Origin of the sequence: Pseudoflavonifractor capillosus, assembly GCF_016899775.1 — a bacterium.
In the GTDB taxonomy this organism is placed as follows: Bacteria; Bacillota; Clostridia; order Oscillospirales; family Oscillospiraceae; genus Lawsonibacter.
On sequence record NZ_JACJJE010000001.1, the window covers coordinates 33,545 to 58,404 of the forward strand.

Below are 24,860 nucleotides of genomic sequence, written 5' to 3' on the forward strand. Positions count from 1 at the left end.
TATTTATGGAACGCAATGAGTATGGATGCAAAAACAACAAGATGGTCAATTGCGGAAACCGCAATGGCTGCAGTTCCTGCGGCTGGGACGAAGATACCCGAAACAGGCGCCTGACAGAGATCCGCAGGCAGAGGGCAAAAATCGCCGGATTGGCATCATGTCCCTTCTGCGGCCGTCAGCCGTTTGCTATCCACTCCCGTGCCGGCTATTCCATCCGGTGCCGCAATGGTCTTTGCATCATGCCGGCAACTGGTATCTACGCTTCACTGGATGCGGCCGCAAAAGTGTGGAACCGCCGCTTTTTTGACGCCAGTCCCGGCCAGATTCGAGGTTATGTAGTAAATGAGTAATGGAAAAGAAGAAAGGGATATCTATTATATCCCAGGCAACTTCCTCACAAGTGGCCGGCTATTCGGAGGCATGATTCGGGTGCGCAATGCGATTGAAGCTTGCGCACTCGTTTTACTTACCGGCCTTCCCATCATTAACCTCGGCATCTCTTTGACCGCCCGGGTGATAATCTTATGCCTCATCACTTTGCCGCTTGGTGTGTTCGGCGTCGTAGGCATTGAGGGTGATTCCCTGAGCGAGTTCGTCATCAACTGGTTAAAGTGGCTGTGCAATCGGAGAGTCCTCTATCGCTCCGATACTCCCGCGAAGCAGGAGCCGGAAAAGCCATCTGCCGTACTCCGAAGATCACCGCCTGAGCATCGCCCTCCTGAGCAGTTGGGCATCACACTCAAACAGCATCCCATGCGTACTAAGGCAAGGAGGCCTCGCCGCCATGCTCCGCCCAAAGCGGCGACGAGAAACCGCACAGTGCAGCCAAAACGGCGGAGCCGGCGTGAGAATACCACCGAGGACATGATCCCGGTCCTGGACATCCAAAACGGCATCGTTCATATGAAAGATGGCAGATACATCAAAATCCTGGAGGTTGAGCCCATCAACTTCCTGCTTCGGAGTGTCCGTGAACAGAAAAATATCATCGCTTCATTTGCCAGCTGGCTGAAAATCAGTCCGGTCAAGATCCAAATCAAAGTCCTCACGAAGAAGGCGGATATCAGTAAGCATCTGAACGCCATCGAGCGAGACATGGAACGAGAACAGGACCCGAAGTGCAGGGAACTCCAGCTTGACTACTATAACCTGATCAAGACCATAGGCTCACGGGAGGCCATTACCCGCCGGTTCCTCATTATCTTCGAATATGAGCCCACGTTCAACAACCGCAAAACCGAGTATTCTGAGATTGTGTCAACGCTTGAGACTGCCGCCAGGACAGCCAAGCAGTACTTCCTGCACTGCGACAATATCGTGGTGACCCACGATGACGAGAATGCTTTCCTGCTGGAGGTCCTCTACACCATTTTCAATCGTGAGACCAGCGAGAACACCACGCTGGAGAAGCGGATCGAGCAGTTGGAGGCCTATAACCTGACTCACGGCCTTGGCGCCGATCTTACCATTCCGAGGATCATCGCCCCGGAGTGCATTGATCTCCAGCACGGCAGCTATACCGTCATGGATGGACTGTACCACTCCTACCTCATGATCCCCTCCGACGGCTATAATCCCCGCGTTGTTGCCGGCTGGACATCCATCTTTGTCAACGCCGGTGAGGGGATCGACGTTGACATCTACTTCCAGAGGGAGCCGAAAGAGCGCATCCAGACAAAACTCGGCCAGCAGATCCGCATCAACCGCAGCCGGATCAAGGACACCTCCGATACCAACACCGACTACGATGACATCGAGGATGCTATCCGATCCGGGTACTACTTGAAACAGGGCCTGGCGAATTACGAAGATTTCTATTACGCCGTTATTCTCATCACGGTGACGGCGGACACTTTGGAAAACCTGGAGTGGCGGGTCGCTGAGGTCAAGCGCCTGATGGTCTCCCAGGACATGGATCTCCGGGTATGCCGATTCCGTCAGGAGCAGGCGATGACCGCAGTCATGCCCTTTTGCAAACTGGATAAGAAACTGTTCGAGCGCGGCAAGCGGAATATGCTTACTTCTGCCGCAGCAAGCTGCTACCCCTTCACGAGCTATGAGATGTCGGATGAGAACGGGATCTTGCTCGGTGTCAACAAGTTCAACAACAGCTTGGTTATCGTCGATATCTTCGATTCGCGGGTCTATAAAAATGCGAATATGGCCATCATCGGAACCTCCGGAGCAGGCAAGACCTTTACCTTGCAACTGATGGCGTTAAGGATGAGGCGTAGAGGCACCCAAGTATTCATCATCGCTCCTCTGAAGGGCCATGAGTTCCTCAGAGCCTGCAAGAATGTCGGAGGCGAGTTCATCTCGATCAGTCCGGCATCCAGGCAGTGCATCAACATCATGGAGATCCGGCGTGTTGATCAGACAGCCAACGCAATCATTGACGGAGTCGTCAATGAAAACTCCATTCTGGCCAAGAAAATTCAACAACTCCATATCTTTTTTTCGCTTCTGATCCCAGACATGAGCCATGAGGAGAAGCAGCTGTTGGACGAAACGCTGATCCGAACATATGCGCTCAAGGGGATCACGCATGACAATGAGTCCCTGATCGACCCTGATGATCCCTCCCAGTACCGGGAGATGCCTCTGCTTGAGGATGTCTATAATCTGCTGATCCAATCTCCTGAGACAAAACGCCTCGGCAACATCCTGAACCGCCTGGTGCATGGCTCCGCGAAGACCTTCAACCAACCTACCAACGTGGACCTGTCGAATCCCTACACGGTCCTCGATATCTCTGAGCTCACTGGCGACCTGCTTGTCGTCGGTATGTTTGTCGCACTCGACTACGTCTGGGACAAGGCGAAGGAGGATCGAACGAAGGAAAAGGCCATCTTCATAGATGAGATCTGGCAGCTGATCGGCGCCAGTAGCAACACGATGGCCGCTGAGTTCTGCCTGGAGATCTTCAAGATCATCCGCGGATATGGCGGCGCGGCGATTGCTGCGACCCAGGACCTGACAGACTTCTTTGCGCTGGAAGGTGGGAAATACGGGAAGGGCATCATCAATAACGCCAAGACGAAGATCATCTTGAACCTGGAAGATGATGAAGCTATGCGTGTCCAGGATGCCCTTAAACTGACAGACGCGGAGATTTCCAATATCACCCGCTTTGAGCGAGGAAATGGACTGATCTCCACCAATAACAATCACATCACGGTTGAGTTCAAAGCCTCCAAATTGGAGAAGCAGCTCATCACTACAGACCGCTATGAACTGAGTCAAATCCTCAAAGAGCGGTCTTGATTTTTACGCTTTTCGTCAACGAGCGGCAACGCTCCATCCGCTACAATTTACACATCGGCGACGTTCAACGTTGACGGTTTCCCTGCCAGCGTTGAATGTCGCCAATCTTCTACATGAGGAGTGATAATTCATGTCCTTTGCAAGTCGGTACCGGGGCTCCGAACTCACCATTATGGTGAAGCTGATCTCGATTTTCGGGGTCGTTGAAGCCTGCCAGATGCGTGAGTTGTTCTCCCATCTTGGGGACAAACAGTACAGCAAGATTATGAGCAGGCTCCATCAGGAGGGAATGCTCTACATTTTGCCTGATGCCGAGCACCTGGCCTCCAATCGTCTCTCTGTCAATAAAGTCAACTGGGATGACAGCGTCGCCAGTTTTTGGGCCCTGATCAGCATCAAGGACAGCATCCAAGACTTCTGCGCCGGCGAGATGCCGGCGATCCTGACGGTATCCACGGGTGAATTTGACTGCGATATTATCCCCGTCAATGACAAGGCACTGGCCTTGATCAATGACACCTGCTTTGAATTGCCAAGTAATGTGCGCCGGCTTCTGGTTGTCCGATCATTCGATGCCGCTGCGGGCATAGAGCGCAGGTTCCGCAATGATTTCGTCATCGTCGTGGGGAAAGACGGCGTGACAGGCTCCTATGAACTGTGAGGTGTGACATGATAAACGAGACTTACATGGAGGCGATGATGACATTGGCCTCCGACTACGACCAAATGAGCCAAGAACTCTTCCGGCTGGCTCATAAGCTGGAAGATACCCCTGGCTATAACCCCAAAAATGAGATGTATAGCCTTGTCCGGACAGCGGAGCAGGCTACCGTCGGGCTCCGTGGCCTTGCGGCACGGACGGAATGGGAGAAAGCCAGAGAACTTTATGAAACCGCCGGGGATGCAATGGGCATCCGAGTCAGTGAAGACCCGAACTGGATCAAAATCACGGTCCCCGCTATCCTCCCAAAGCGGAATGCACGAGACAATACGCTTTACCTCACCCGGCCGCTTCGTGCCTGCCTTTTGAAGTTCCAGGCCGCAGACCCCATTGAGCGATTTGAACGGTGCGTGATCTGCATAGTCCACCAGTACGATGCGGCTCTTGGCACCCGCCGTGTTCGCGATTACGACAACATTGAGACCAAGCGGTTTCTGGATGTGATCGAGTCGGTGTTCCTGACCAATGACAGCGGCCTTCTCTGCTCAGTGCTTCAGACGACCAAAATGGGTGATCGGGACGCTACGGATTTTTATCTGATGCTCCCGGAATCCCTGCTGAAATGGGTCGAGAAGTACCTCTAAACAGATACCGAAACCTACAAAAAAACCAGTTCAGAAACTGGTATGAAAATCGGCTGTACAGAAACCATGTACCTGGGCCCTCATTTTTCGGTATGGAATTGGAGCCCTGATTTACCGGGGTGTTTTTGATTATGTTCAGAAAGGGCCGCGAGCAGATTGGGATGTGGCTTTCTTTCGGCAGTCTATTCCGCAGGCTTTGAAGGCCTGCTCTTTTTATATCTTTTTCAAGCGAGAAGGTGGTTATCTTTGCTGTTCCAGTCAGATGACCGTATGCTGGAGCTTCTCTGGTTTGTCGGCTACTGTGTGGATTTTCCGGCTCAGCTGGCTGATCGGATCGATGGTCATTGGGAATGGAATCGGCATGTGAAGTACAGGGCGATCAAGAGTGGTTATCTTTCGGTGCATCGGGATGTGTACCAGCAGCGGGTGATAAGGTCTCTGCGTTTGACGCCGGCGGGGCTTGAGTATATCGGGCAGCGTGATCCCAAAGCGCAGGTCCACATCATGGCCCGTCAGGACTTGAATGTCGGCAATCGGAACGCCACAGATCGGATCATGCGTCGTCATGCACAAGCCACAGCTCTGTTGATGGCCTATCACGCCGGCGCAAAGTTCCTGCCCCAGGAAAAGCCCAGCCTACTGGCAAAGCCGCAAGTATCTTCCGTTCCCTATGACCCAGCGCAATTCTACTACTACTTTTCACATGATTTCCGCCAGGCGCTCCGTGAAAAGAGCGATCTGGTGGATGCGAAGGCCTCGCGGCTCTTGGGGGTGCTCATACACCAGCATTACGGCTACCTGCTGTACTACACAGGTCATACCCGGATGTACTGGCTCGCCGGCACTGAGGAGAACGTGAGCGCGATGGTGGAGCAGGTCCTCAATATTCGAGGTATGCCAGTCACCACCTTCAACGAGGTCATCATTGGCTCCAGAATGCCCGTAGCCCAAAAGCTCATGCGGCAGGGGAAGCATGTCCATAGCCGCTACTTTACCCTCTCCCCTCATTGCAACAGCATCTTCTTCGTCACCAATGACCGGCGGGGCGATGCACTATTCTCCATCATCGTAGACCAGCAGAAGCAGCTGGAAATCAACCGAGTGGCCCTGTCGGACTTTGTCCCGCCCAGGGAAAGCCGATTCTACGACGCAATGACCCCGGACGGCAAAAGGCCCGTCATTCTCGGCTACACCTGTGATCTACTCACATTCTCCGATTTGAGCGCATTCATGCCCGGATTCGAGGAGCCGACGATCGTGCTCTGCTACGATTATCAGCTCAACACCATCCAATCCCTTGTGAAAACACCCACCGAGGTACGAATTATGAAAGGCGGTGATACCTCGTGAAGAAAAAAGTTGGCGGCATCATCAGCATTGTCGTCCTGATCCCTGTGCTGCTCTTTGTCGCCGGCATCGTGGCCCAATTCATCATCAATATCAATGCTTGGAAGGCGGCAGGCAGCGACTATCGCACCTCGCCCGGCCTACCGTCGCTGGAGCTGGACGCGATCATCTCCGCACTCTTCACCTTCCCGGAAGGCCCAATCGCTATTGCGGCGATCGTCATTGGCATTGCCCTCATCTGCGTCTTCGGGCTCCGGCTTGGCTGGAACCGTGGCGGCATGACCGACCTGGATCGAAACCTCACCATCTCCAGCTCTGGCAGTTATGGCACAGCCGGCTTCATGAGTGAGCGAGAGGCTAGGAACTGTTTTGAACTGACGACTCCTAGCAAGACCAAGCAGGACATCCTGGGCCTGACGAATTCCGGGAAGGTCATCACACTGCCGGAGAAGACCCGGCTCAACAGCAATCTTGCCATATGCGGTGCCTCCGGTACTGGCAAGTCGAGAAGCATTTCCCGGAACCTGATCCTTCAAGCGGCCAGGCGAGGGGAGTCCATTATCGTCACTGATCCAAAATCGGAACTCTACGAGTCCATGAGCCAGTACCTGCGGGATCAAGGCTACACGGTCCGTGTCTTCAATCTGATCGAAATGGACCACAGCGACTCCTGGAATTGCCTCGGGGAGGTGGGCGGCAGCGAACTGATGGCGCAGACCTTCAGTGACATCGTCCTTTCCAACACCTCCGGCGATTCCAAAGACGCCTTCTGGTTCAACGCAGAGCTGAACCTGCTCAAGGCGCTGGTCCTCTATGTCTCTCTGGAGATGCCTCCTGAAAAGCGCAACCTCGGCACGGTATATGAACTGCTGACCAAAGAGGATGAGCGCAGTCTGAATAAGATCATGAACAGCATCCGCCGTGAGCACGTCAATAAATTCACTGGAGAGGTAATGCCGCCCTCGCCGGCATTCGCGCCGTTTTCGATCTTCATGCAGTCCAACGAGACCGTCCGCACCAGCGTGATCATCGGCCTGGGCAGTAAGCTCCAAGTCATGCAGGCCAAGCAGGTCCGCAATATCACCTCTTACAATGAGATCGATCTGGAACTGCCGGGTAAGCAAAAGTGCGCTTACTTCTGCATCGTGTCCGACCAAGACAACACCTTCGACTTCCTCAGCTCCCTCTTCTTCAGTTTCCTGTTCATCAAGCTCATCCGCTACGCCGACAGCCACTGTGAAGGCGGCGTCCTCAAGCCGAAGGTGAAGTTCATCTTGGATGAGTTCCCCAACTGCTGTCTGATCCCGGATTTTACAAAGAAGATCAGCACGATCCGCTCTCGCGGCGTCTCTGTCGCTGTGTTTTTCCAGAACGTCGGTCAGATGAAAAACCGCTACCCTGACGATCAGTGGCAGGAGATCCTGGGCGCATGCGACTCCACGGTATTCCTCGGCTGTACCGATATGCTTACGGCGAAATACTTCAGTGACCGTATTGGCGTAGCCTCCGTAGAGGTGGAGAGTGAGATGCGGGAACTCAATACCATGCACATCAGCAACTACACCCCTCAATTCCGCAGGACGAACTCCCTCGGCCGCAGACAACTGCTGACACCGGATGAAGTCCTCCGTCTGCTGCCTGATGAAGAGCTGATCTTCATCCGTGGCCAGAAAGTGTTCCGAGCGCACCGTTTTGACTACTCAAAGCATCCTGAGTACAAGAAACTGCGCAATTCCAAAGCAGTCCAGCATGAGCCCGATTGGAGACGATCCAACCGGGCTTTTGTCATGGAGCATAAAGACCAACCTGTCATTTCCGTTGACCAAGCCGGCGAAGGGCAGCCCAAACCCACTGGTGCATCACCCCCCTCTGCATCGATGGACGAAGAGGCGCCCATTGGTCGGTCAGTCAACTTAAATGAAATACTCAAAGGAAGGAAGCGATAGCCATATGTCCCCCAGAAAAAAGGCAACTGAGGACCAGCAGGTCCCCGAGCTGGAAACTGTTCCTGAGCAGAGCCAGCAGGCGGAATCCCCGAAGGAACCTGCGTCCGTGCCGAGAAGACCCCCCAGCAGTGCGGCCGACATCCTGATCCTGAACGACCAGGAGCGTGGCTTCACCCCGGAAGACAGTGAAGACGTCAAGTGGAACTATCTCTCCGGCGCCATGCACACACATAAGATCCTCACCGGCGTAGTCAGCGGCATTGAGACTCTGGAAAACGGAAACATCATTTGCGCAGTTGACTACGAGGGTGTCCGCATCCTGGTCCCTGGCCGGGAGATGTTCATGGACACCTGGCCGGAGGACAGTTTGCCGTCCATCCGCTATCAGGTACGCCTGCGGCGTTGCCTGGGCGCCACCATCGACTTCATGCTCTCCGGCATTGACTTCACACATCGCGCAGCAGTCGGTAGCCGGCGTGAGGCGCTGAAGCAGAGGCAGGCCCGTTACTACGGCACCAACCGCGTGAAGGTCGGGAGCCGTGTCGCTTGCCGGGTCATCGGCGTGGGCAACAACCGAATCACCGTGGAGGCGGTTGGTGTTGACTCCATCATTCCCGCCAGCGATCTGTCCTGGGAATGGTTTGCCGATGTGAGTGACCTGTATGCCGCCGGCGACCTGGTGGTTGCGAAAGTCATGGAGATCGATCAGGATGAGGAAACGGGCGATTACTCCGTTCGTCTGTCTGTGAAGGCGGCGAGCGAAAACCCCGACCTCCCCGTTCTGAAGAAGCTGGTCCCCGGCAGCAACTACTTCGGAGTCGTCACCGGGGTCCGCGACCGGATCTTTTTCATTCGGCTCCAGACAGGCGCCAACGCCAAGACAGCAACATACCGCACCAAGGAGATCCCCGCCAAGCTGGACACTGTGAGCTTCCTCGTTCGCAGTGTGGACCTGGAGCAGGGTCTCGCATTCGGCCTCATCACCCGCGTGATCAAGCGTCACTCCAGATTGAGGTGATGGCCATGCGCGGCTCAAAACACGGGAAACTCCAGCATTGCCGTGACGTGATCCGCGATTGCCTGAACATCGTGGAGGAAAGAGGAGACACTTTCGTCGCCATCCATAAAGATGACGAGACCGAGTGTGTGATCCTGGTCTCCATGATCCGCACGCAGTCGATCTTATCCGTCATCGTGGCGGATAAGATCCTGTTTGCGGAAGGCAATGAGACGGAAATGTACCGCACGGCAAATGAACTGAACAGCGAGTCCGTGACGGGCTGGCACACCATCGTGCTCAAGGACAGCGGCAGCATCTACATGTACCGGCAATGCCTCTGGATCTCTGAGTCGCTTACTTCCAGTGAGCTGACTGATATCCTCTGTGACTGCATTACGGAATACAAAATCGGCCGCAGCCGCTTTGCTCCTCACGAGGCGTCCTGACCGCCAAACAAAATGAAGAAAGGAACAAAGAATGCTATGAGAAAACCGATCCTGGCTTTGGCTCTGGCGCTCACACTCTCCCTCGGACTGGCTGTGAATGCCAGCGCAGCAAACTATGTCGCTGACGACATCACCTATCAGAACCTCAATGGCCAGCAGCTCGCCATCAAAGTCTACACCCTGCTCCCGGAACAGGACCCGGCGGATCTGGTGGAAGATGACTTCGAGTATGACGGCTACCTCTACTCCTACAGTAGCACGACCAAAGAGGAGCAGACCTTCGATGAGGAGAATCTCCACACCGAAACCGTGACGGTCACGACTTCCTCTAAGAACATGGAAGACATCTTGGCCGCCCTGGAGCCCACCATCGAATACGATGATGGCACCGCGACCGGCACCTTGGCGCTGGACCACAGCACGATTGACACCCAGGTGGCCGGCTACAAGGACAGCAGCTACACGGTGACTGCCACCAAGAACTACACCGGCCTTGACCGAAACGACAGTTCCTACATCGATAAGACCGTCGTCAAGGACGGCCGAACGCTCAGCCTCTCCAACATCACATGGTCAGTCGAAAGCACGACTCTGGTTGGGGATCAGCTGGTGCCTGCCACTTACACCGCCGTTGCCACCTACAGCGGCACCGCATACAGCAAGACGGCGACCGGGTACATCACCACGGCAGACTATGTCGGGACCATCAGCGTTTCCGGCGTCTCCAGTATCAAATACACCGTGACCTATATCGGCACGCCGCTCGTTGTGGAATCGGACGGGCTTCTCACGAGCCCCGCCATGGTGATCATCCCGGGCATTTTCCTGCTGGCTATCGTCGGCGCGTTGTTATTCCTGCTGCTCTTCCGTAAGAACTGTACGGTATATGCCGCAACTGGCAAGGGCAACGAATATGACAAGTGCGGCAGGCTCCTCATCCGGACAAAGAACCCTGAGCTGCGCATCGACCGCCTGAAAGAGGTGCCCGAAGGCATCATCGCCATCGAGGTGGAAGAGGCGACCGCCCGGAAGCTCTTCGGGCGTAGCATCAATATCCACTACTACGACGCATCCTTCACCCACACAGTCGGGACCGTGAATGGCCCCTACTGGTTCAAAGTGGATGTCGGCCATGCGCCGGGCAGTGACAGTATGGGAAATGAGGAGGTACCCACATGAAAAAACTGATCACGCTCTGTCTCTCCCTGTGCCTTATGGCCGGCATGGCAGTAACTGCGAGCGCGGCCGACTACACCTTCAGCACAGCCGGAGCGACGGACTATTACGGCAGCACTAACTATGAAGATCTCTATGATGGCGCCTACAATTACGGCGGCATGAACCAGATCGACTTCGATATCCCTGAGATCAAGTACGGCCTCGCGCAGGATTTCCTGGAGAGTTCTCTTCAGAATCCCTACCTCACGTCCGGCACCCAGTATGGACTCCAGACCGGAGGGACCAGCGGGAGCGTGGGTAACGCGGAGTATCCCAACGTCAATTACGGCGATGCGGTCGTCTCCGGACCCGGGAGCACGATCGAGATCGAGTATCAGCCCACGGTGACTGTTGCTGACCTCACGCAGTCGGATGGCAGTATCGGGACCGTCACGATCAAGCGGGTCGGCCTGAGTGTCAAGGTGTATGAAGGCGCTACCACAAGTTCCATGGCCAAAGGCGCCGGCCACTATGCCTCCAGCAGCTGCTGGACGGGTAATGTCGCGCTGTTCGGTCATAATCGCGGGAGCCACCCCTACTTCAACGCACTCAAAAACGTGAAAGTCGGTGACACCGTGACCTATCAGACCAATCAGGGCACCAGGACCTATCAGGTCGAAACCGTCGCCCACATCTCCAGCACCGATTACTCCTACCTCAATGAGATGGGCGATAATCGGATCACGCTCATCACCTGCATTGCGAACCAGCCCTCTCTGCGCCTGTGTGTTCAGGCAGTAGAGATTCGATAAATGACGGAGGAATCCTATGAACGGCAAGAAATCCCGCAACCGCGAACAGCGCACGAAACCCGGCACCAATCAGAAGCAGGTGCCCGTCCGCATCGTAATCTCCCAGGCTGACTTCACTCGGATGAAAGAACTGGAGCGCAGCAGAAGCCTTTCCAGGGAGGAGATCTTCCTCATGGGCCTCCGGAGCTGCACGAGTCGCTGATCGCCACTGACTTAGGCCTCGTAGAGAGGGCTGGAATATCTTTCTATGAGGTGACGAACATGAAACATGCAATCCACTTCCTGGCCGGCCTGCTGCTCGGCTCTGCTGTGATCGTTTGCACTGGAGCGGCATCTGCGGTTTCGCAAACGGTAACGGCAACTCTCACCACTTCACCCATCTTTCTTGATGGCAGTGAAGTCACCCTTCAGGGCTATAACATCGGCGGCCACAACTACTTCAAGCTGCGGGACATCGCCGCTCTGCTCGACTTCAACGTGTACTGGGATGATGGCGTCTATATGGAAAGCGACGCACCCTACACCGGGCAGAAGCCGGAGCCCGCCGCCACGGGCCTGAGTCAGGTGCGTCTGGACGTGATCAGTATAATAAACCGCCTCCGCAATCAGAAGGGGCTACCCGACCTGGCCATCAGCCAGCCGCTGATGGAGGCCGCGCAGGAGTGCGCGGACCGCCACTACACCTGGCACCATAACCGGGAGGAGTGCGAGGCGGTGATCCAGGCCGGCTATCCTTATGGCTTTGGCAGTAACCTCACGGTATTTACCGGCACCGCTGAATCCACCATCGCACAGAAGGCAGTGGATAACTGGGTGCAGTCACCCGGCCACTACAGGACCATGATGGACGCCGAATGCGACAGCATCGGCGTTGGAATTGCAGTGGATCGGGGCATCACCTACTGTTACCTGTTCGTCGGCAATCCCAACACGCATAACCCCTACGGCTAACCAAATCGTGCATGATCGGAAGGTCTCCCGCTATAAGCGGGATGCCTTTTTTCATGCCCTGACAAGTAAAGGAGCATGTGCAAAATGAAAATCTTTAAGAGTTTCCGAAGATCGCATACCAGGCTCACAGCGATGCTGCTCGTCCTGGTGTGTATGCTGGGCCTGTTCCCGGTAACTGCATTCGCCGCCGGCCCGGAAACCATCACTCTGGATGACTGTACTTACAACGGTATCCACTATGAGTCTCCGGCGCTCGGCGTCTGCTATATGCATAAGATGCAGTTCGATGTAGATGGCGACAGCATCATGGGCTTTTGTTCCCAGAAGGGTGCGGGTATGGGCTGGTCCTTGGAAGGCCATACCTGGGACAGCCCCAAGTCGATCTCCAATGAGACCGTGGAAATCATGATGGCCTACTTTTACGCCCATTCCAAAGGTATCTTCACAGATGAAGCCCACGCCCTGGGCGTGGATGAGGTCTGGGGATCGGACTACACGTGGACAATGAATGCCTGGGTGCAGGCGGTGGTGTGGCGCTACAAAGCAAATCTGCTCTCCGATCCCACCGTCGCCTGCGCGGAAGAGCTGATGTACGTCTACAATAACTTGGAGCATGCCAGCTACACCAGCATTGACGACGAGCTGGACGGCTGGTCTTTCCGCGACCGCGCCCAGTACATCCTCGACCTTGGCAGGCAGGGGGTCTGGGGCGATTGTGCAGTGTACGAGTACACTTACGCCGGGCCGGGCTCCAGCTATCACCCCGCAAACGACGTCCAGTCCGTCATGGTTGGTGAACTGACCGTCACCCGTGAGCAGTACCAGTTGACCGTACGCAAGGTGGATTCCTCCAACCAGAACCAGGGATTGGCCGGTGCTCGGTTCCTCGTCACCTCTGAGAACGGCAGCTACTCCCAGGAAGTTGTCACCGGCTCGGACGGTACCTACACGCTCTATCCGCTGGATGCCGGCACCTATGCCGTCACGGAACTGGACCCGCCAGAGGGGTACGAGATCGATAACCCCGGCCCCCAGTATGTCGTTCTGCCCAGCACTACTGGCGAAACGACCGTTACCGTGACTTTCACCAACACCCCTGTCATCACCAGTGAAGGCAGTATCCGCAAGGTCGATGCCGATGACCCCACCAAGGGCCTGGCTGGCGCGGAAATCAAAATCGAGGGTATTGACAATGAATTCGTTGGCACCTACACGACTGGTGAAGGCGGTTATCTCCAGGATGTGCCTTGGGATACCATGCCCGTTGGCGACTATGTCGCCACTGAGGTCACTCCGCCCAACGGCTACTCCATGAGCAGTGATCCTGACAAAGTAAGGCAGACCTTCCACTGGGATGGGAAAGCAGACGTGGATCTGGTATTTGAGAACGATGCCAAAGTCAAGCTCGAATTGCTGAAGCTGGACGACTCCGAGCGGCCTCTGGAAGGCGCCGTCTTCAATGTCCTGAGAGATGGACAGATCGTCGCGACTGAGAAGACCGACGCCTCCGGCAAGATCACCGTCACCAATATCACCGAGGGCCTCTACGCCTTCGTTGAGGTGTCTGCGCCCGCCCCCTACGCTCGGATGACGGAGCCGGTCGTTGTGCATGTGGATCAGGCGGATATCGATGGCGGAGGCACGATCTCCGTCACTGCCGTCGATCACAAGCTGCCTAACTTGACCATTCTGAAGCGCGACAGCCAGACCAAGGAGGTCGTGCCCGGCGCGCACTTTGAGATCAAAGGCATCCACCACGGCTATCACAATGACGTCATCACCGGGGAGGATGGCACCGCAACCCTGACCGGGCTCCCGGTTGATAGCTATACCGTAACGGAGATCTCGGTGCCTGAGCCGTATGTCGTAGCTGCGGAACCTACGCAGACCATCTGGCTTGGCCCTGGCGATGACCAGACCTTGGTCTTTGATAACCTCAAAAAACCCCAACTGAAGATCGCGAAGGTCGATGCGGCCGATACCGATACCACCATTCCCGGTACCGTCTTTCGGATCGAGGGCGTGGACAGTGACTTCCAGACCTATGTGACTACTGGGCAGGACGGCACTGTCACGCTGCGTGTGGAGCCGGGCACCTACCGGGTCATTGAGACCTCCGTCCCCGCACCGTACTACCTGCCGGATAAGGACGCTGACCGCGAGCAGGTAATCAGCTTGAATGCCGGTGACGAGAAGGAGCTGGTCTTCAAAAACAGCAAATCGCCTGAATTGACCATCTATAAGGAAGACTCCGTTGCCGGCGCTCCCGTTGAGGGAGCGCGTTTTCATATCACGTTCACATCCACCGGCGAAGCTGCGGATGCACCGGAAACCATCGACTACGGAGAGATCCTCACCGACGAGAATGGTGAGATCAAACTCCATGAGCAGGGCAAGCGCCTGTACCCCGGCGAATACACCATCACGGAGGTCGAGCCGGCGCCTGGATTCCAGATGAAGGAGCCCACCACGCAGAAGATCGTCCTCCATGGCGGCGAGTCGAAGACCGTCACCTTCCAGAATACCCCCCTCAACGCCGTGATCGTAGAAAAATACGACAGCGTTACCGGCGAGGCTCTGCCCGGCGCCACCTTCCAGCTGAGATACCTCGGCGGCACGAGTGGTACCGGCGGTACCGTGATTGGGCAGAAGGTGACCGGGAAGAATGGCACCGCCATTTGGACGGGTCTTGAAGCCGGCACCTATATCCTGGAAGAGGTGGACCCGGCGGATGGCTATCACATCATCCAGTCCTCTGAGACCATCTACCTGGCCGACAGCGGCGAGCAGAGTGTCGTCAGCGTGAGATTTGAAAATGCACCCGACGGCATCCTGCTGATCCGGAAAGTGTGCTCGGTCAACCCCAGCATCACGTTGCCGGATGCGGAATTCAAAGTCACGTATGCCGATGGAACTCTGATCGGCGACTCCAATGGTCTTTACCGCACCGACGAGAATGGTGAGATCCGGATCGAAGGCCTGACGCCCGGCAAGAGCGTCATCGTCACTGAGGTGTCCGCGCCTCCGGGCTATATTATCGACAGCCAGTCCCAAACGATCCAAATCAAAGAAGGCCGTACCGTTTCCCTGACATTCAAGAACCAGCCCAAAGGCGAACTGATTATCGTCAAGCGAGACAGTGCCACCGGCGCTCCTCTGCCCGGCGCCCAGTTCAGGATCACGACTGCGGCAGGGTGCGAAGTTGGCCTTGACGGCGGGACCAGCACCTTAACGCAGAATGGGATCTTTGAGACGGATTCCAGTGGTCAGATCCACATCACGAACTTAGCGCCCGGTGCCTATGTAGTCACTGAGATCAAGGCGCCTCAGGGCTATGTGATCGACCAGGCCACGACCAATGTGGTCATCGGCGAGGGTGGGGATACCCAGACCGTCGTCGTGACCAACTCCAAGGCCGGCTCCCTCATTATCAATAAACGCGACTCTCTGTCTGGCAAGCCTCTGGCCGGCGTCACGTTCAAGGTGACGACTTCGACTGGCGAGTACGTACCTGACGAGGATGGCTACATCTCCAGCAACGGCTTGTACGTTACCGATGAGAATGGCCAGATCCAGATCGACGGCGTGGTCGGCACTCTCGTTGTCACGGAGACGAAGTCGATCCCCGGCTACAGCATCAATCCGAGCACGCAGACACAGACGGTTGTGGTGAATCCCAACGATACCCAGTCTCTGACGTTTTATAACACGCCCAGCACCACCCTGGTCATCCAGAAGTATATCGAGGGCACGACTCAGCCCCTGAAGGGCGTCACCTTCCGGGTCACTGACTCCAGCGGCGCGGTAGTCGGCCAGAGCAACGGTGAATTTGTCACTGATGAGGCCGGCCAGATCGTCATTGAAGGCTTGGAGCCGGGCATCACCGTTACCGCAAAGGAGATCAAAGTACCTGATGGCTACGTCCTGGACTCCACCCCGAAATCGATCGAAATTCGTGAGGGCACCGTCCAGACCCTGACCTTCTACAACGCCCAGAAGGGCGCCTTGGTCATTCGGAAGTTGGATTCCGAGACGAAGGAACCCTTGGCCGGCGTGGAGTTCCAGCTGACTTACAGCGATGGCAGCTACGTGGATTATGACAACGGCCATATGTCCAGCAAGGGTCTTTACACAACTGATGCCAACGGTGAGATCCGGATCACCGGGATCACCGGCACGATCGTCGTCACGGAGACGAAGACGATCGACGGCTATCTCATTGATCCCGCCACTCGGACGCAGACGGTTGAAGTAAATGCGCAGGATACCCAGACATTGACGTTCTATAACACCAAAATCGGCGGACTCCAGATCATCAAGTCGGACAAGGATACCGGCACTCGCATTCCGGGCGTGAAGTTCGAGGTCCGCAAGATGGATGGTGAGATCCTCGGCAACTACACCACTGACCGCAACGGCGTCATCAATATCCCGGAGGCGGAGAGCGGCTGGTACCAGGTGACTGAGCTGGAGGCGGCCGATGGCTACCAGCTGGACACCACCCCCGCATACATCTGCGTCAAGGATGGGGAGACGGCAACACTGGAGATCGAGAACCAGCGTATGTCCTCCATTATGATCCATAAGATCGACTCCAGCACCCGCGAGGGCATCTACGGAGTCAAATTCATTCTGTACGATTCCGGCAAGAATCCAATCGGTGAGTATGTGACTGACCAGGACGGCTACATCTGGATCGATGACGAGCTGACGCCCGGCCGCTACTACCTGCGCGAGTTGGAAGCGGCGGAAGGTTACACGCTCGACGAGCAGTACAAGACCGTCTGGGTGGAGCGCGGCAAGTGTGCCCAGATCACCTGGGAGAACACTGCCATCACCGGTCAGATCCAGATCCGCAAGTATGCGGCGGAGAACAACCCTGTCACCGGCGACCTCGCCGGCAAGGAGTTGGAGGGCGCCGTCTTCGAGATCACCCAGGCGCGATCCGGCAAGGTGGTAGGGTACATCACCACAGACGCGCATGGCGTTGCGGCATCTGACCCGCTGCCTCTTGGCCGCTACTATGTGACTGAGGTGTCGGCTCCGGCCTATTACCAGCTCAGCGGCGAGAAGATGGAGGCGGAGATCGAGTATCCCGGTCAGATCATCAAGCTGACGGCCTACAATAAGCCGGCCAACCTCGGCGTCACCATCAAGAAGACCGGCAACTACGAGGTGCAGCCCGGCACGAGCATGCGCTACGACCTCTCCAACATCGCCAATACCTCCAATGTCGCGCTCAATAACTTCTATTGGCATGATAGGCTCCCCACGGACGCTACCAATGCCATGAGCCTCACGACCGGCACCTATAACCAGCGGCTCTACTATCGGATCACCTTCAAGACCAATACCAACGACTACCGGGTGCTCGCAAGCAACCTGCTCACGAGCAACAACTACTCCGTCAGCCTCAGTGCCCAGGCGCTCGGCCTGGCGCAGGGCGAGTATGTGACGGATGTCCGGTTCGAGTTCGGGACGGTGGCCAGCGGCTTCGCGTCCGTGATCAATCCCACCATTCAGGTGCAGGTCAAGGGCACGCTCGCCAACGGATACCAGATCGTCAACCGCAGTGATGTTGGCGGCCAGTACCTCAATGAGTGGCAGACTGCGCTGAGCAACTGGGTCACTGTCGTGCGCCGGTTCCAGCCCAACACCCCGCTGCCCAAGACCGGTTATTAAGGCCAGGCTATGGGATCGAGCGGACTTTCCTTCAGCAGCACCTGGCAGGGAGCTGGCGCTTTTCCCCGGCCAGCTGCACATATGTACCTATCAACACTATGGAATTGGCGGGCACGCAAGTGCCCGCCAGGAAAGGAGCATGCAATCATGAACAGATTCATTGTCATCAACAACTGCCTCGTCAATGTCCGGCACATCGTTATGGCCGTGGATGAGGCGGACGGCACTACCGCCTTCCATCTGGACAACGGCGAGGTTCTCCACACGCAGAGTAGTCCCGAACTGGATGACGCCCTCATGGGCATAAAGCACACAGTCGGGATCATCCCTGTCCGGGGGCTTAACGCCATCATGGATGACGGTTCCCGGCAGTTCCAGTTGCCTGTCAGGTACCTGGAGCTGACTGCGGATGGGTCCTGTTATCCCCTGGACACCCACGGCGACGATCCGCACTGGAATGAGGACTACAGCTTCATCGGCCTCGTGGAGGCGCCCGACAAGCGCTAATTCCTCCAAGTTGCTTTACCACAAGTCCCTTACACGATCGAAGCGGAGGCCCCCTGGCAGGGGCCTCCGCACCTTTATATCAGATTAAGGAGAGATGTCATCATGTTGCAAGAGGTTATATCTCAAGTCAATGCCATGGTGGATACGGCACGCAACAACACGTTCAGATACTCAAGCAAGCATCCATACTGCGTTCGAAGATACACGTTCGGTATGCTGAAAACGACCACCATGTGTCATATCCCGGACTTTATTTTCGATCCCCGCGAGGCGAGGATGATCTCCAATGCAGCGTACCTGCATGACGTGGGAAAACTGCTGACTCCCAAGAGCCTCCTCAATAAGCGTGGTCATCTGACTCCGGAAGAGCGCGAGAAGATGCAGCTCCATACCATGGATGGAGCCATGCTCATTTACTTCCATCCGGCTTATGAAGAGCCGCTATTAAGAAAATACGCCTTCGAGATCGCTCTTCACCACCATGAGCGGATCGACGGCAAAGGATACCCTGACGGACTCCAAGGTTCCGAACTGACGCCCTGGCTCCAGATCGTATCCATTGCAGACACATTTTCTGCTCTGATGGAAAAGCGGCCGTATCGTCCCGCAGTCTATATAGACCGAGCATGGGAGATGATCTTAAATGGCGATTGCGGCCAATTCGACGAACGACTCCTGCGCTGCCTGGATGATGATCGCAGATGGGTATTCGGCGGAGTCAGCGATGAAATCATCAACGCCGATGAGTTGATATGGGCATACGAGAATAAAACCGAGGCTGAGAAGCGCGCACCAACAGATGATTGGCCGCTTTGATTTCCAGCACCTCCTCTGATAGGGAATTGGGGCCTATATCATGATAACTTGGCCAGAATGTGTTCCAGGACATCATCGTATTCCGGCAACTGATCGGTGTAGACACGCATCCAATCCCGCATGGCCAGAACATCCTCCGGAGTGATGGCTTCATAGTCGCCCAGATACCCGTGATCCTCCATGAAGTCGTAAGCTAAATTGGAATACAGCTCGTCCAGGAGCTTTCTGGGATCGTCCAGCTGGATGGCATCTGAGTCACACGATTTTTTCTTCCCCGGGATGGTTACGAGCAGGTACCCGAATTTGTCGGACCAGATGACGTCGTAGAGTGGGCATTCTTGGATATAGGGCAGCATGACACCGATCACGCGCTCCAGTTCAGCAGTCTCCTCTGCGCTCAAGTCGGGCTGAAGCTTCGACGTACGCTCAGGGCGGGCGTCATCAGCAAGCGCCTTGTTTGCCAGATACTCGTCGCGCTCCTTGTCGGTAGCGGGCCGGACTTCCGCCTTCCCGCAGTCAGGACACAGCTCCGGCTTCGACTCCGCCTGGAAGGTATACATACAGGCGGAGCAGGTGTAAATGTTAGACTCATGCATCTGGAATCTCTCCTTCAATCATATATTGCGGCAATGCCTTTGACATGGTCAGCCATCTTACGCACAACGTGCTCGGGACCGATGATTTGAGCTGCAGCGCCGAAACCGCAGACCCAGGCGAAGAATTGAGGGCTGACGACCACTTCCGCACTGACCGTGAAGTGGTCGTCGCCATCTCTTACGATCATGACATCCTGACCCAGCCGGTCTAAGACAGCGCCCACCAGGTGGTTCTCAAAGCGGAGCCGGACGGTAACATCCTCGCCGGAGAACATACCGAAGACCTTCCTGGCGTAGACGGCCATGTCCAGGGCCTCGAAAGCGTCCCTACCATCCCGATGCTCCTCCAGCGTGGAGATGTCGGTCATCTTATCTACACGGTAGTGCTTGATGATACCGGCCTCGCTGTCGAAGGCGACCATGTAGTAGTTCTCATCGTCCCAGGTGAGTGCGTACGGGCTGACCACATAGAAGGCGCCGTCCTTCCGGTAGTGTCTTGTCTTCTCCACCGTGTACTCGAAGTATTTGAATTGGATCTTCCGATTCTGGGAGATCCCATCATGGATCGCATCCACATTATAGTAGATGGACTCATTCATGGTCTTGATCCGATTCTTCACATAGACCTGGCGCTGTAGGAGCTGCGCCTCATGGATGCTGGCCAGCTTCTCGATCTTCCGGATCAGCGTCATTGTCTTCTTATGCGTGATGAATTTAGACGACTGTACGCTATCCACAAGCAGCTTCAGCTCAGGTAGCTCGAAATTCCGCTGTGCAACATAGTAGCCCTGGAACCGGCCGGCATCCACATGGATGATATCCAAGCCATAAAAGCGCAGAGCCTCAATGTCATCGTAAATACTCTTGCGCTCGGCACTGATGCCCTGGGCGCCGAGATACTCCACGATCTGCTTGATGGTGACAGGATGCTCCTCATCCGAGTTCTGAAGCAGGTAATTCATGATATATAAAGGCTTCAGCTTCTGATAAGAGGAACGCGCCATTTTCAGCACTCCCTTCAATTCACCGGCATTCTAAGATGCCAGCCATCGTTATGCGGACATTCTACACGCTACGCAGTCCCATATTCCGTACTCTATCACGAATCTAACCTATCCGCAACCGCCCGCTCACTGGGCGGTTCTTTTTTTACCCGTCTATATTTGTGAACTTTTTGTAAACTTTTCTGAAAAACCAAAAAATCAGCCGAAAAAGGCCATTTTAGCGCCAACCGAATGGGAGGAGGAGAGATGAAGGAGCCGAATGGCTTCGGAATGGAGGTATGAACATGAAGAAAAAAGCGAAGCAGCGGCACCAGAGCGTGGTGCGATGTCCTTACTGCGGCGCACTGGCCGACCTGCGGCCGGCGGCGGAGATCTACCACGATGACAGCAGGGACGATCTCCTGTACGTCTGTAGGAACTACCCCAGATGCAATGCCTATGTGCGTGTGCAGCCTGGGACAAAGCAGCCCATGGGCCCTCTGGCGAATGGGGATCTACGTCATCTGCGTATCCGCGCCCATCGCGCCTTTGACCGGGTGTGGCAATGCGGCGTGATGACCCGTGACGCAGCCTATCGATGGATGGCGGATTACTTCTGCATTCCGCTGCGAGAGGCCCACATCGGACAATTCAGCGAGTACCGCTGTCAGCAGCTGATCCGGAAATGCGAAGATCTGCTGTGGAAGGCCGGGAAAGCCAGCTGAAGGAGGTTTCAAAGATGAATCAGATCATGACAGACTACCAGAGAGAATTGGTCATTGAGCACCTGGGCCTGATCGACCAGGTCATTCGAAAGCGCATTCGGGTACGCGGGACACCCCTGCTGTCCTATGAGGACTTCTACTCCGTGGGCTGCGAGGCCCTGTGCGATGCCGCAATGCGGTACCGGCCGGAGGAAGGTGAGTTTGAGCCATACGCCTATGTGATGCTCTATCACGCGATGATCGACCACTGCCGCAAACAGAACCGACAGCAGAGCTTTGCTTCGGATCTATCCGTGGATGTAGACAATGAGGCGATCTCTCTGGAGGTCCTCAGCACCACGGATGGGGATATAGAGGATGCACTGGACTGGGCGAACCTGGCCAGGGTGGTGTCTGAGTGCAAGAAGGACTTCAGCGGCGTGGCCCGACTGGGCATTGAGGCTCTGGAACTGAAGAGTCTTGGCTATACCAGCCGGGAGATCGCGGAACGCTACAGTACCACGGTCAATAATGTCAATGCCTGGATCTCCAGAGCGCGCTCCAAGCTGATGAGCGACAGCAGATTCCTCGCCGCAGTGACCTGATCTGTTGTTACATCCGCGGGGCCGGCGTATAAGGGATTAGATCGGAAGAACAAGGAGGTTGCGATATGATCACCTTTTACGCCGCTGTCGGCTGCTATAGGATCAAAACGGAAGATGGCCGGAAGGTCGCCTACATCCAGAAGCTGGGGAAATATCATGAGATATCTGTCCCGGAATTCGCCATTTGGAGCGCACTGCTGTGGCAAGTCATGACCTACGAGGAGCTGAAGGCGGCCTATGAGGAGATCATGACACATCAGACCCAGCCGGTCCCCGACTTCGACCAGTTGCTGAAGCTGTTGCTCAAGAGGAAACTGGTCATTTCCGGAGTTGGCTATACCGGGGTCGATGCCCTTTATCGGATGCTCGCGGACGCCTTCGTTGTCCCTTACCGTATCTCGGCGCCCAGAAAGGCATGGGGCCTCATTCGCCTGGTGGTGAAGGGCAAGATCCCTGTCATTGGCGCCATCAGTGCCGCGAAGGAGAACAAGCTGAAGCCCAATGAGGCTCGGGTCGTGGATCTGGTCGAACAGACGCCGTTGAGTACTGCGGAGCTGGTGCGCTGCTTTGACTTGGATCTCTATGATGTCAGCACCCCAGAGAAAGTCATCGCCGGCATCTATACCGACTGTGAGTCCACGCAGCAGGAGATCGCAGCGGAGCAGTTCTGGTCCCCGAATACCAATGCGGTGCTGGAGGCAGTCTCCAACCTCTATCTCTCTCGCAGGGTGATCCTGGAGGTCCCATAATAATCATAACCAAGCAGGCGTGCCGGAATAGTCCGGCACGCCTGCTGCACTTCATATGGAGGAGCGATCATGATAAGTCAAATCCCACACCCTATCCAGCGGACGCTGTTGAAGATGATCTTGCTCGGGGCTGCTGTTTTATCCTTTGGCGCCATTTGGGGCATTGTCAGCCAGGATAAAGTATTCCTCATCTTATCAGCGGCAGTGGGCATCCTCGGCGGGGCAAAAGTTATCTCCCTCTATCATACGGTCAAGGCCGGCAGGTATGAGACACTGGAAGGGGTCGTTCTATCTGACCGGGCAGTTCCGCTTCGGAACAGGCACGTGGTCACATTGGAGGGGCCTGATCAGGAAATCAGTAAAGTGATCCTGGCGGGGAAAGCAGTGTTTCGGCCAGGCACGGAGTACCGGCTTTATCTTGCTGGAAACAACGAGCAAGATCCCACGACAGTATTGCCGGAGTATTTGCAACCAGTGCGGTCGCTTCTGGGCTATGAGGAACTCGATTGAAGGGATGGACGAAGATGCGGCCGGCATTTGCCGGCCGCCTTCCTGTCATTTGATGAGCATAGGGGCGTCGTGGATCGTGTATGCGGGCAGGAAACTGGCTACTGCTGCATAGAAAGAGTCATCGTCCACCTCTTCCATAGCATCGAAGAATTGATCTGACGCGGTCGCCTGCCCTGCGGGCTCCCCAATATATATCATTTTCATGCTGGGGTTGACTTCCCGCATCTTCAGGAGCGCCTGATAACAGGAGTCGTCTCTGTACGGCCAGGAGCACAGCAGGAGGTCCGTTTGCCTCCCGTACTTCTCGATCGCCTGAAGGCAATCGAGCTTTTCAATCTCCGTCCAGGGCGCTTGGAACCAGTCCGGGTAGTTCTTCTCCCAACTATGATCGTCGGTAGCGATGATACTCGTCCCACAGGACCGCAGAGCAAAGCTGAGGGCGCCGGAACCACACATGATCTCCAAGCATTGGCGGTCCCCAATCCAGGTAGCTAAGGGGCGAATCCAGTTATATGAGAGGAAGCAGAATCCGCATAGGCGGTTTATCTCCTCCCTGAAATAGAGGGACCCCTCATTCAATGACCTTCCTTGGAAGAAGGGGAACTGAAGTTCCGCCTCCGGATAGGCGTCAGGGATCCGATGGTTCTTCAACTGCTCCAAAATGGGAGCATATTGGGCCCTCAGCTGTTCCATTTTCTCATAATATCGTTCCATCGCAGCGGCCTCCTCTGGGGTAATACAGTTTATCATATCTCATGTGAAAATGTAAGGGATGAGATTGCCCAATTACCTACCATGCGGGGGCCTTCCCTTTTCAAGATGGTCCGGGGCGGCCCCAGGCCCGCCGGTCCCGCCGCACCGTTGATATGATTTTGCCCCGGCCCCCGCTCGGCCCCCTCCGAACACGGGAGAGGGACCGCGGAAAGGACCGGGACATCTCATATGGCCAGCTCCTCCAGGGAATACTGGCTCTGACACTCCTGGCAGGTATAGATGTAGTAGTAATATTTGACCTTGGTGGTATCGATGAAATTGAAGTCGCTGGAGGTATTGATGGTGTTGGGCAGCGCCCCCTTGGTGGTGAAGGACCCCTTGCTGCGCGTCAGCTTTCCGCCGCATCGGGGGCAGCGCTTTTTCCCAAACAAAAAATACTTCAGTTCCCGGGGCTTAAAGGAGTAGTAGAATGCGGTGGACTTTTTCTCCTCCCAGTTTTTCTGCTTCTTCATACGAGCTCACCTCGCTGGCCTCAGGCCCCGATATGCGGGGGCGGAGCATTCCAGTATATGAAAATTTAGGTTATTTTATCACAGATATTCGAAGCTAGCAACACCGAATCTCCACCGACCCTTTTCATGGAATTGCCCTATTACCTACTCCAACAGTTGGCCTTCAAGGAATCAGTAGATTCCGGTATTATGGATTGCCATCGCCCGCCATGTTATGCTTTCTGTGTTCTTATTAGAAGTGATTTCCTCCGGG

23 protein-coding genes are annotated in these 24,860 nt (G+C 55.5%); 19 read left to right on the forward strand and 4 right to left on the reverse strand.

Features of this window, described 5'->3' with window-relative positions:
* The first annotated feature begins 5 nt into the window (after positions 1 to 5).
* The 15 genes from H6B31_RS00150 (at position 6) to H6B31_RS00220 (ending at position 19,234) form a co-directional block, all read left to right on the forward strand.
* On the forward strand, positions 6 to 350 hold the full coding sequence (locus H6B31_RS00150; RefSeq protein WP_204801963.1) for a Lar family restriction alleviation protein: 345 nt from the start codon (positions 6 to 8) through the stop codon (positions 348 to 350).
* Positions 343 to 3,264 (forward strand): VirB4 family type IV secretion system protein, encoded by a 2,922-nt coding sequence (locus tag H6B31_RS00155; RefSeq protein WP_204896670.1) that lies wholly within the window; start codon positions 343 to 345, stop codon positions 3,262 to 3,264. The genes H6B31_RS00150 and H6B31_RS00155 overlap by 8 nt, the downstream gene beginning before the upstream one ends.
* Positions 3,265 to 3,394: 130 nt before the next feature.
* Positions 3,395 to 3,925: a DUF5697 family protein gene (locus tag H6B31_RS00160; RefSeq protein WP_195608008.1), complete on the forward strand. Its 531-nt coding sequence runs from the start codon at positions 3,395 to 3,397 to the stop codon at positions 3,923 to 3,925.
* An 8-nt stretch (positions 3,926 to 3,933) separates the two neighbouring features.
* On the forward strand, positions 3,934 to 4,569 hold the full coding sequence (locus tag H6B31_RS00165; protein ID WP_195608007.1) for a DUF6100 family protein: 636 nt from the start codon (positions 3,934 to 3,936) through the stop codon (positions 4,567 to 4,569).
* Positions 4,570 to 4,839: 270 nt separating this feature from the next.
* Complete coding sequence (locus tag H6B31_RS00170) at positions 4,840 to 5,919, forward strand: hypothetical protein (RefSeq protein ID WP_204896671.1); 1,080 nt, start codon at positions 4,840 to 4,842, stop codon at positions 5,917 to 5,919.
* Entirely contained in the window at positions 5,916 to 7,862 is a 1,947-nt protein-coding gene (locus H6B31_RS00175; RefSeq protein WP_346014011.1) for a VirD4-like conjugal transfer protein, CD1115 family, read from the forward strand. Before H6B31_RS00170 ends, H6B31_RS00175 begins: the two co-directional genes overlap by 4 nt.
* A gap of 4 nt (positions 7,863 to 7,866) precedes the next feature.
* Entirely contained in the window at positions 7,867 to 8,880 is a 1,014-nt protein-coding gene (locus H6B31_RS00180; protein WP_195608005.1) for a S1 RNA-binding domain-containing protein, read from the forward strand.
* Positions 8,880 to 9,308, forward strand: coding sequence for a hypothetical protein (locus tag H6B31_RS00185; RefSeq protein ID WP_204896672.1), 429 nt, complete (start codon positions 8,880 to 8,882; stop codon positions 9,306 to 9,308). Before H6B31_RS00180 ends, H6B31_RS00185 begins: the two co-directional genes overlap by 1 nt.
* 36 nt (positions 9,309 to 9,344) lie before the next feature.
* Positions 9,345 to 10,487 carry a hypothetical protein gene (locus H6B31_RS00190; protein ID WP_204896673.1) on the forward strand — a complete coding sequence of 381 codons (1,143 nt, stop codon included), beginning with the start codon at positions 9,345 to 9,347 and terminating at the stop codon, positions 10,485 to 10,487.
* The gene (locus H6B31_RS00195) at positions 10,484 to 11,278 is read left to right on the forward strand and encodes a class D sortase (RefSeq protein ID WP_204896674.1); all 795 of its coding nucleotides are present in this window, start codon (positions 10,484 to 10,486) and stop codon (positions 11,276 to 11,278) included. The genes H6B31_RS00190 and H6B31_RS00195 overlap by 4 nt, the downstream gene beginning before the upstream one ends.
* Before the next feature lie 16 nt (positions 11,279 to 11,294).
* The gene (locus H6B31_RS00200; RefSeq protein WP_195608001.1) at positions 11,295 to 11,480 is read left to right on the forward strand and encodes a hypothetical protein; all 186 of its coding nucleotides are present in this window, start codon (positions 11,295 to 11,297) and stop codon (positions 11,478 to 11,480) included.
* A gap of 59 nt (positions 11,481 to 11,539) precedes the next feature.
* Complete coding sequence (locus tag H6B31_RS00205; RefSeq protein ID WP_204896675.1) at positions 11,540 to 12,229, forward strand: CAP domain-containing protein; 690 nt, start codon at positions 11,540 to 11,542, stop codon at positions 12,227 to 12,229.
* Between the two features lie 84 nt (positions 12,230 to 12,313).
* Positions 12,314 to 17,911 (forward strand): MSCRAMM family protein, encoded by a 5,598-nt coding sequence (locus H6B31_RS00210; RefSeq protein ID WP_204896676.1) that lies wholly within the window; start codon positions 12,314 to 12,316, stop codon positions 17,909 to 17,911.
* Between the two features lie 147 nt (positions 17,912 to 18,058).
* Positions 18,059 to 18,418, forward strand: coding sequence for a hypothetical protein (locus tag H6B31_RS00215; protein WP_204801945.1), 360 nt, complete (start codon positions 18,059 to 18,061; stop codon positions 18,416 to 18,418).
* Positions 18,419 to 18,520: 102 nt separating this feature from the next.
* Entirely contained in the window at positions 18,521 to 19,234 is a 714-nt protein-coding gene (locus tag H6B31_RS00220; RefSeq protein WP_204801943.1) for an HD-GYP domain-containing protein, read from the forward strand.
* A gap of 38 nt (positions 19,235 to 19,272) precedes the next feature.
* On the opposite strand, the gene H6B31_RS00225 is transcribed toward H6B31_RS00220, so the two are convergent.
* Both H6B31_RS00225 and H6B31_RS00230 read right to left on the reverse strand, forming a co-directional pair.
* Positions 19,273 to 19,830, reverse strand: coding sequence for a hypothetical protein (locus H6B31_RS00225; protein WP_195607996.1), 558 nt, complete (start codon positions 19,828 to 19,830; stop codon positions 19,273 to 19,275).
* Between the two features lie 14 nt (positions 19,831 to 19,844).
* On the reverse strand, positions 19,845 to 20,792 hold the full coding sequence (locus H6B31_RS00230) for a helix-turn-helix transcriptional regulator (protein WP_346014012.1): 948 nt from the start codon (positions 20,790 to 20,792) through the stop codon (positions 19,845 to 19,847).
* 326 nt (positions 20,793 to 21,118) lie between these two features.
* Here H6B31_RS00230 and H6B31_RS00235 point away from each other — a divergent pair, with 326 nt between their 5' ends.
* From H6B31_RS00235 to H6B31_RS00250, 4 genes are all read left to right on the forward strand, one after another.
* A complete protein-coding gene (locus H6B31_RS00235; protein ID WP_204801941.1) occupies positions 21,119 to 21,538 on the forward strand; it encodes a zinc-finger-containing protein in 420 nt (139 codons plus the stop codon).
* 14 nt (positions 21,539 to 21,552) lie between these two features.
* The gene (locus H6B31_RS00240) at positions 21,553 to 22,122 is read left to right on the forward strand and encodes a sigma-70 family RNA polymerase sigma factor (protein ID WP_204801939.1); all 570 of its coding nucleotides are present in this window, start codon (positions 21,553 to 21,555) and stop codon (positions 22,120 to 22,122) included.
* Between the two features lie 65 nt (positions 22,123 to 22,187).
* On the forward strand, positions 22,188 to 22,871 hold the full coding sequence (locus H6B31_RS00245; protein ID WP_204896677.1) for a hypothetical protein: 684 nt from the start codon (positions 22,188 to 22,190) through the stop codon (positions 22,869 to 22,871).
* A gap of 69 nt (positions 22,872 to 22,940) precedes the next feature.
* Complete coding sequence (locus H6B31_RS00250) at positions 22,941 to 23,381, forward strand: hypothetical protein (RefSeq protein WP_204896678.1); 441 nt, start codon at positions 22,941 to 22,943, stop codon at positions 23,379 to 23,381.
* Between the two features lie 45 nt (positions 23,382 to 23,426).
* Here H6B31_RS00250 and H6B31_RS00255 read toward each other — a convergent pair whose 3' ends face one another.
* Complete coding sequence (locus tag H6B31_RS00255) at positions 23,427 to 24,095, reverse strand: hypothetical protein (protein ID WP_204896679.1); 669 nt, start codon at positions 24,093 to 24,095, stop codon at positions 23,427 to 23,429.
* 224 nt (positions 24,096 to 24,319) lie between these two features.
* Positions 24,320 to 24,607: a hypothetical protein gene (locus tag H6B31_RS00260; RefSeq protein ID WP_204801931.1), complete on the reverse strand. Its 288-nt coding sequence runs from the start codon at positions 24,605 to 24,607 to the stop codon at positions 24,320 to 24,322.
* Positions 24,608 to 24,860: the final 253 nt, after the last annotated feature.

What these genes read in the sequence shown, in the direction of transcription:
- H6B31_RS00150 (WP_204801963.1), top strand. Translation starts at nt 6, where the DNA reads ATGGAACGCAATGAGTATGGATGCAAAAACAACAAGATGGTCAATTGC.
- H6B31_RS00155 (WP_204896670.1), top strand. Translation starts at nt 343, where the DNA reads ATGAGTAATGGAAAAGAAGAAAGGGATATCTATTATATCCCAGGCAAC.
- H6B31_RS00160 (WP_195608008.1), top strand. Translation starts at nt 3,395, where the DNA reads ATGTCCTTTGCAAGTCGGTACCGGGGCTCCGAACTCACCATTATGGTG.
- H6B31_RS00165 (WP_195608007.1), top strand. Translation starts at nt 3,934, where the DNA reads ATGATAAACGAGACTTACATGGAGGCGATGATGACATTGGCCTCCGAC.
- H6B31_RS00170 (WP_204896671.1), top strand. Translation starts at nt 4,840, where the DNA reads ATGCTGGAGCTTCTCTGGTTTGTCGGCTACTGTGTGGATTTTCCGGCT.
- H6B31_RS00180 (WP_195608005.1), top strand. Translation starts at nt 7,867, where the DNA reads ATGTCCCCCAGAAAAAAGGCAACTGAGGACCAGCAGGTCCCCGAGCTG.
- H6B31_RS00185 (WP_204896672.1), top strand. Translation starts at nt 8,880, where the DNA reads ATGGCCATGCGCGGCTCAAAACACGGGAAACTCCAGCATTGCCGTGAC.
- H6B31_RS00190 (WP_204896673.1), top strand. Translation starts at nt 9,345, where the DNA reads ATGAGAAAACCGATCCTGGCTTTGGCTCTGGCGCTCACACTCTCCCTC.
- H6B31_RS00195 (WP_204896674.1), top strand. Translation starts at nt 10,484, where the DNA reads ATGAAAAAACTGATCACGCTCTGTCTCTCCCTGTGCCTTATGGCCGGC.
- H6B31_RS00200 (WP_195608001.1), top strand. Translation starts at nt 11,295, where the DNA reads ATGAACGGCAAGAAATCCCGCAACCGCGAACAGCGCACGAAACCCGGC.
- H6B31_RS00205 (WP_204896675.1), top strand. Translation starts at nt 11,540, where the DNA reads ATGAAACATGCAATCCACTTCCTGGCCGGCCTGCTGCTCGGCTCTGCT.
- H6B31_RS00210 (WP_204896676.1), top strand. Translation starts at nt 12,314, where the DNA reads ATGAAAATCTTTAAGAGTTTCCGAAGATCGCATACCAGGCTCACAGCG.
- H6B31_RS00215 (WP_204801945.1), top strand. Translation starts at nt 18,059, where the DNA reads ATGAACAGATTCATTGTCATCAACAACTGCCTCGTCAATGTCCGGCAC.
- H6B31_RS00220 (WP_204801943.1), top strand. Translation starts at nt 18,521, where the DNA reads ATGTTGCAAGAGGTTATATCTCAAGTCAATGCCATGGTGGATACGGCA.
- H6B31_RS00225 (WP_195607996.1), bottom strand. Translation starts at nt 19,830, where the DNA reads ATGCATGAGTCTAACATTTACACCTGCTCCGCCTGTATGTATACCTTC.
- H6B31_RS00230 (WP_346014012.1), bottom strand. Translation starts at nt 20,792, where the DNA reads ATGAATTACCTGCTTCAGAACTCGGATGAGGAGCATCCTGTCACCATC.
- H6B31_RS00235 (WP_204801941.1), top strand. Translation starts at nt 21,119, where the DNA reads ATGAAGAAAAAAGCGAAGCAGCGGCACCAGAGCGTGGTGCGATGTCCT.
- H6B31_RS00240 (WP_204801939.1), top strand. Translation starts at nt 21,553, where the DNA reads ATGAATCAGATCATGACAGACTACCAGAGAGAATTGGTCATTGAGCAC.
- H6B31_RS00245 (WP_204896677.1), top strand. Translation starts at nt 22,188, where the DNA reads ATGATCACCTTTTACGCCGCTGTCGGCTGCTATAGGATCAAAACGGAA.
- H6B31_RS00250 (WP_204896678.1), top strand. Translation starts at nt 22,941, where the DNA reads ATGATAAGTCAAATCCCACACCCTATCCAGCGGACGCTGTTGAAGATG.
- H6B31_RS00255 (WP_204896679.1), bottom strand. Translation starts at nt 24,095, where the DNA reads ATGGAACGATATTATGAGAAAATGGAACAGCTGAGGGCCCAATATGCT.
- H6B31_RS00260 (WP_204801931.1), bottom strand. Translation starts at nt 24,607, where the DNA reads ATGAAGAAGCAGAAAAACTGGGAGGAGAAAAAGTCCACCGCATTCTAC.